Annotated in this window: 6 protein-coding genes and 1 pseudogene; all 7 read left to right on the top strand. The window is 75.7% G+C overall.

Features of this window, described 5'->3' with window-relative positions; genetic code table 11:
- A pseudogene (locus Q0741_RS04295) lies at positions 1–1,146 on the top strand (transporter); the annotation flags it as partial.
- Between the two features lie 76 nt (positions 1,147–1,222).
- Entirely contained in the window at positions 1,223–2,098 is an 876-nt protein-coding gene (locus Q0741_RS04290) for a polysaccharide deacetylase family protein (protein ID WP_298231958.1), read from the top strand.
- A 14-nt stretch (positions 2,099–2,112) separates the two neighbouring features.
- On the top strand, positions 2,113–2,865 hold the full coding sequence (locus Q0741_RS04285) for a methyltransferase domain-containing protein (RefSeq protein WP_298231957.1): 753 nt from the start codon (positions 2,113–2,115) through the stop codon (positions 2,863–2,865).
- Positions 2,862–4,046, top strand: coding sequence for a beta-ketoacyl-[acyl-carrier-protein] synthase family protein (locus tag Q0741_RS04280; protein WP_298231956.1), 1,185 nt, complete (start codon positions 2,862–2,864; stop codon positions 4,044–4,046). Before Q0741_RS04285 ends, Q0741_RS04280 begins: the two co-directional genes overlap by 4 nt.
- The gene (locus Q0741_RS04275) at positions 4,043–4,846 is read left to right on the top strand and encodes a beta-ketoacyl synthase chain length factor (RefSeq protein WP_298231955.1); all 804 of its coding nucleotides are present in this window, start codon (positions 4,043–4,045) and stop codon (positions 4,844–4,846) included. Before Q0741_RS04280 ends, Q0741_RS04275 begins: the two co-directional genes overlap by 4 nt.
- Positions 4,843–5,298: a hydroxymyristoyl-ACP dehydratase gene (locus Q0741_RS04270; RefSeq protein ID WP_298231954.1), complete on the top strand. Its 456-nt coding sequence runs from the start codon at positions 4,843–4,845 to the stop codon at positions 5,296–5,298. Before Q0741_RS04275 ends, Q0741_RS04270 begins: the two co-directional genes overlap by 4 nt.
- 34 nt (positions 5,299–5,332) lie before the next feature.
- On the top strand, positions 5,333–6,064 hold the full coding sequence (fabG, locus tag Q0741_RS04265) for a 3-oxoacyl-ACP reductase FabG (protein WP_298231953.1): 732 nt from the start codon (positions 5,333–5,335) through the stop codon (positions 6,062–6,064).
- Positions 6,065–6,127: the final 63 nt, after the last annotated feature.

Below are 6,127 nucleotides of genomic sequence, written 5' to 3'. Positions count from 1 at the left end.
CAGCGCGCCGCGCGCGCGCTGGGCCGCGCGCGGGGGCTGGCCTGGCTGCTGGGCGGCGGCGCCGCGCTGCTGATGGCTTTTCAACACGACTCGCTCTGGCGCGGCGACCTGGCCTCGCTCAGCCCCGTGCCCGTGGCCGCGCAGCGGCTGGACGCCTCGCTGCGCGCGGACCTGGGCGCCAGCGACGCGCGCACCCTGGTCGTGGCCAGCGGGGCCGACCTGCAGGCCGCGCTGCGCGGCGCCGAGGCCGCCGCCGCGCGGCTGGAGCCGCTGGTCGAGCAGGGCGTGATCGGCGGCTACGAGACGCCCACCCGCGTGCTGCCCAGCCTGGCGACCCAGCGGCAACGCCAGGCCGCGCTGCCCGAAGGCGACGCGCTGCGGCAGCGCCTGGCGCAGGCGGTGCGCGGCACGCCGCTGGCGCAGCGTCCGCTGGAGCCCTTCCTGGGGGAAGTTCAGAGCGCGCGCGCGCTGGCGCCGCTGACGCTGGAGGCGCTGGCCGGCACGCCGCTGAAGGCGGTGGCCGACGCGCTGCTGATCCGGCGCGAGGACGGCGGCTGGACCGCGCTGCTGCCGCTGCAGCCGCCCGGCGCCCAGGCCGACGCCGGCATCGACGCGCCGCGCGTGCGCGCCGCGCTGCAGGGGCTGCCGGGCGACGTGGCGGTGCTGGACATCAAGCAGGAGCTCGACGGCCTGTACGCGCGCTACCTGCACGAGGCGCTGGCCCAGGCGCTGCTGGGCGTGGCGGCGGTGGTGGCGCTGCTGTGGTGGCAGCTGCGCTCGTGGCGCCAGCTGTGGGCCGCCTGCGTGCCGCTGGCGCTGGCCGTCTTGATCACGCTGGGCGGTTTCGCGGCGCTCGGGGTGCCGCTGGGCATCCTGCACCTCGTGGGCCTGCTGCTGGTGGTGGCGGTGGGATCGAACTACGGCCTCTTCTTCGTGCAGTGGCCGATGGCCCAGGACGATGCGCCGGCCGACGCGCGGCAGGCCGACACGCTGGCCTCGCTGCTGCTGGCCAACGTCACGGCGGTGTGCGGCTTCGGGCTGATCGCGCTGTCGCAGATCCCGGCGCTGTCGGCCATCGGCCGCGTCGTGGCGCCGGGCGTGCTGCTGGCGCTGCTGCTGTGCGCGGCCTTCGCCCCGAGACGCTGAAACGGGGGGGTCCTATGGGAAAATCGACAGTCTCGTGACCGCCGTCGGCGGCCCCCTCCGGTTTTCCCTCCCCCGCATGACTTTTTCATCCACCACGTCCTGGTCGATGCCGCCGCTGCTGCGCGCCACCTTCGGCCTGCACGCGGCCGCCGCCGGCACCCTGCTGCTGCGGCCCGAGTGGGCGGGCTGGGCCATCGGCGCGGTGGTGCTCAACCACGCCGCGCTCACCGCCGCGGGGCTGTGGCCGCGCAGCCGCTGGCTGGGCCCGAACCTGGTGCGGCTGCCGCCGGCCAGCGCCGCGCGCGGCGAGGTGGCGCTGACCATCGACGACGGTCCCGACCCGGCCGTCACCCCCGCCGTGCTGGAGCTGCTGGAGCGCCACGGCGCACGCGCCACCTTCTTCTGCATCGCGCAGCGCGCGCGCGAGCACCCGGCGCTGGTGCGCGAGATCGTGAAACGCGGCCACAGCGTGCAGAACCACAGCGACGTGCACCGCCACAACTTCTCGCTGCTGGGCCCGCGCGGCTTCCTGCGCGAGATCGAGCGCGCGCAGGCGACGCTGACCGAGCTCACCGGCGAGCGCCCCACCTGCTTCCGCGCCCCGGCCGGGCTGCGCAACCCCTTCCTGGACCCGGTGCTGCACCGGCTGGGCCTGCGCCTGGCGAGCTGGACGCGGCGCGGCTTCGACACCCGCGAGCGCGACCCCGCGCGCGTGCTGCAGCGCCTCACGCGGGGCCTGGCCGCCGGCGACATCCTGCTGCTGCACGACGGCAACGCCGCGCGCACCGAGCAGGGCCGGCCGGTGGTGCTGGAGGTGCTGCCGCCACTGCTGGAGCGCTGCCGCCAGGCCGGGCTGCGCTGCGTGACGCTGCCGCAGGCGCTGGGCGCCGGTCCGTCCCCGATTCCCGGCGCAGCGGTCCGGCCCACCGGCACCGCGTCGCGCCCTTCCTGAGGTCTCACTGGCTCATGACCACCTCCCTTCTCTCTTCCGCGCCGATGGACGGCGACGCGGCCTGGCAGGCGCTGCACCGTGCCGCCTGCGAGCCCTACCGCTCGGCGGGCCGCTTCGCCTGGCATTTCGCGCGCGGCAAGCTCGGCCACGACCCGGTGTTCCGTGGCCTGCTGGAGCGCGGCGACCTGCCGCCGCGCGCGCGCGTGCTCGACATCGGCTGCGGCCAGGGGCTGCTCGCCAGCCTGCTGGCAGCCATCGACGCCGCCCACGCCCGCGGCGCCTGGCCCGCCACTTGGCCGGCCGCGCCGGCGGGTGCGCGCTACACCGGGATCGAGCTGATGCCGCGCGATGTCGCCCGCGCCCAGGCGGCGCTGGGACGGCTGCCCACGGCGCCGCGCTTCGTCTGCGGCGACATGTGCAGCGCCGATCTGCCGGCGAGCGACGTGGCGGTGATCCTGGACGTGCTGCACTACGTGGACCACGCCGCGCAGCAGGCGGTGCTGGAGCGCGTGCGCGACGCGCTGCTGCCGCACGGGCGGCTGCTGCTGCGCGTGGGCGACGCGTCCAGCCGGCGCGGCTTTGCCGTCAGCCAGTGGGTGGACCGCGTGGTGACGATGGTGCGCGGCCACCGCATGCCGCCCACCTGGGGCCGCCCGCTGTCCGAGTGGACCGCGCTGCTGCAACGCCTGGGCTTCAGCGTGCAGCCGGTGCCCATGAGCCAGGGCACCCCCTTCGCCAACGTGCTGCTGGCCGGAGATCTTCGATGACGCCGCTGCCGATCACCGACTACACCGCCGCCAGCGCCCTGGGCGTGGGCCGCGAGGCGACGCTGTCCACGCTGCGCGCCGGCCGCGGCGGGCTGAGCGCCCAACACTTCGAAACCGCCGCGCTGGAGACGTGGATCGGCCAGGTCGAGGGCCTGGACGGCGCGCCGCTGCCCGCCGAGCTGGCCGAGTGGGCGTGCCGCAACAACCGCCTGGCGTGGCTGGGGCTGCAGGCCGATGGCTTCGCCCAAAGCGTGGCGCGGGCGGCGCGGCGCTGGGGCAGCCGCCGCGTGGGCCTGTTCCTGGGCACCAGCACCTCGGCCATCCTGGAGACCGAGCTGGCCTACCGCCACCGCGACCCGGAGACGGGCGCGCTGCCGTCCAGCTTCCGCTACGAGCAGACCCACAGCACCGCCTCGGTGGCGGCCTTCGCGCGCCGGGCGCTGGGGCTGGAAGGGCCGGCCTTCGTGGTCTCCACCGCCTGCTCCTCCAGCGCCAAGGTGTTCGCCAACGCGCAGCGCCTGATCGCGCTGGGGCTGATCGACGCGGCCGTGGTCGGCGGCGTGGACAGCCTGTGCCTCACCACGCTCTACGGCTTCAACTCGCTGGAGCTGCTGTCGCGCGAGCCCTGCCGGCCCTGGGATGCCGAGCGGCGCGGCCTGTCCATCGGCGAGGCCGGCGCCTTCGCGCTGCTGGAGCGCGAGTCCGACGCCCCCGCCGCCTGGCTGCTGGGCTGCGGCGAGAGCAGCGACGGCTACCACATGAGCAGCCCGCACCCCGAAGGCCTGGGCGCCATCGCCGCCATGCGCGGCGCGCTGGCCCAGGCCGGGCTGCGGCCCGAAGGCGTGGACTACGTCAACCTGCACGGCACGGCCACGTCCAACAACGACGCCGCCGAGGACGCCGCGGTGCGCGCGGTCTTCGGCACCGGGCTGCCCTGCAGTTCCACCAAGGGCGCCACCGGCCACACCCTGGGCGCCGCCGGCGCGCTGGAAGCGGTGATCTGCATGCTCGCGCTGCGCCACGGCTTCATGCCCGGCGGGCTGAACCGGCTCAGCCCCGATCCGGCGCTGCAATGCAACTACCTGGATGCGAACCGGGAAGCGGCGCTGTCGGTGGTGGCGAGCAATTCCTTCGGATTCGGCGGCTCCAACGCCTGCCTCTTGCTGGGAGCGGCGCGATGAGCGGCGGCGTCTTGAATTGCTGGGTGCGCGGCGTGGGGCTGCTGGGCCCCGGGCTGTCCGACTGGGCCACCGGCCGCGAGCTGCTGGCCGAGCCGTCGCGCTGGGTGTCGGCGCCCACGGTGGTGCCCGCGCCCTCGCGGCTGCCGCCGGCCGAGCGCCGGCGCGCGGGGGGCATCGTCAAGGTGGGCATCGCCGTGGCGGACCAGGCCTGCGCGCAGGCCGGGCTCGACCCGCGGGACGTGGCCACGGTGTTCAGCGCCTCCACCGGCGACGGCGCCAACTGCCACGCGCTGTGCGAGACGCTGGCCACGCCGCAGCGCGCGGTTTCGCCCACCCGCTTCACGAACTCGGTGCACAACGCGCCCGCGGGCTACTGGCACATCGCCACCGCCTCGCGCGCGCCCTCGACCAGCCTGTGCGCGCACGACGCCAGCTTCGGTGCCGGGCTGCTGGAAGCCGCCAGCCAGTGCCTGTGCGGGCAGCAGCCGGTGCTGCTGGTCGCCAGCGACGTGCCCTACCCGCAGCCGCTGCAGGCCACGCGCCCGCTGCTGGACGCCATGGGCGTGGCGCTGCTGCTGGACACGGTGCCCGGCGACGCGCCGCTGTTGCGCCTGCGCATCGAGCCGGGCGACGCGGCCCCCGAAGGCTGCGGGCACGCCGGGCTGGAGGCGCTGCGCCGCGGCATCCCGGCCGCGCGGGCGCTGCCGCTGCTGCAGCGCATGGCGCGCGGGTTGGCGCAGCCCTGCGTGCTGGAGGTCCTGGACGGCCTGTCGCTGGCCGTCACGGTAGAGCCGGCATGACCGCGCCGGCCGTGCTGGAGCGGGAGGACATCGCCGCGCGCATCCCGCACCAGGGCCGCATGTGCCTGCTCGATCGGGTGCGGGCCTGGGACGCGGCGTCCGTGACCTGCACCGCCGCCAGCCATCGCGACCCGGACAACCCGCTGCGCAGCGCCGGCGGCCTGCCGAGCCCCTGCGCCATCGAGTACGCCGCGCAGGCCATGGCGCTGCACGGCGCGCTGGTCGCGCCGGCCGAGGGCGGGCCGCGCCCGGGCTTCCTGGCCAGCGTGCGCGACGCGCGCTTCGCCGTGGCGCGGCTGGACCTGCTGCCGGGCGAGCTGGAGATCCGGGTGCGGCGCCTGGCCGGCACCGGCTCGCAGGTGCTCTACCAATTCCAGGTGAGCAGCGACGGCGCGCCCGTGGCCGAAGGCCGCGCCGCCGTGGTGCTGGACACCCCGCTGCCCCCGGCCTGACCCGAACCCAAGTGAACAACACGGAGAAGCTTCCATGACCCTGGCCGGCAAACGCGCGCTCGTCACGGGCGCCAGCGGCGCGCTGGGCGCCGCCATCGCGCGCCAGCTCGCGCGCGACGGCGCACACCTGCTGCTGCAGGCGCACTCGCGTCCCGATGCGGTCGAGCAACTGGCCGAGGAGATCCGCGCCGCGGGCGGCAGCGCCCAGGCGCTGGTGTTCGACGTCAGCGATGCGGCAGCCTCGCGCTCGGCCTGCGAGGCGCTGCTGCGCGACGGCCCGGTGCAGGTCATCGTCAACAACGCCGGCGTGCACGACGACGCGGTGTTCCCGGGCATGCGCGCCGAGCAGTGGCACCGCGTCATCGACGTGTCGCTGCACGGCTTCTTCCACGTCACGCAGCCGCTGCTGCTGCCGATGCTGCGCACGCGCTGGGGTCGCGTGATCAACATTTCCTCGGTGGCCGCGCTGGCGGGCAACCGGGGGCAGGTCAACTACGCCGCGGCCAAGGGCGCGCTCAACAGCGCCACGCGGGCGCTGTCGCTGGAGGTGGCCAGCCGCGGCGTGACGGTCAACGCCATCGCACCGGGCATCATCGCCTCGCCCATGGCGGACCAGGCCTTCGACAAGGCGACCATCGAGCAGCTCGTGCCGGCCAAGCGCGCGGGCACGCCGGAGGAAGTGGCGGCGCTGGCGGGCTTCCTGGCCAGCCCGCAGGCCGGCTACATCAGCGGGCAGGTGATCTCGATCAACGGTGGGATGTATTGAGCGAGGGCATTCCCGAGAGGGAAGACCCGGCCTGAAGGGGTGGCCGGCAGGGGAGGCGTGGGC

The organism is uncultured Azohydromonas sp., from assembly GCF_937926365.1.
Taxonomy (GTDB): Bacteria; Pseudomonadota; Gammaproteobacteria; order Burkholderiales; family Burkholderiaceae_C; genus Azohydromonas.
This window is presented reverse-complemented; position numbering and strand designations above follow the sequence as displayed.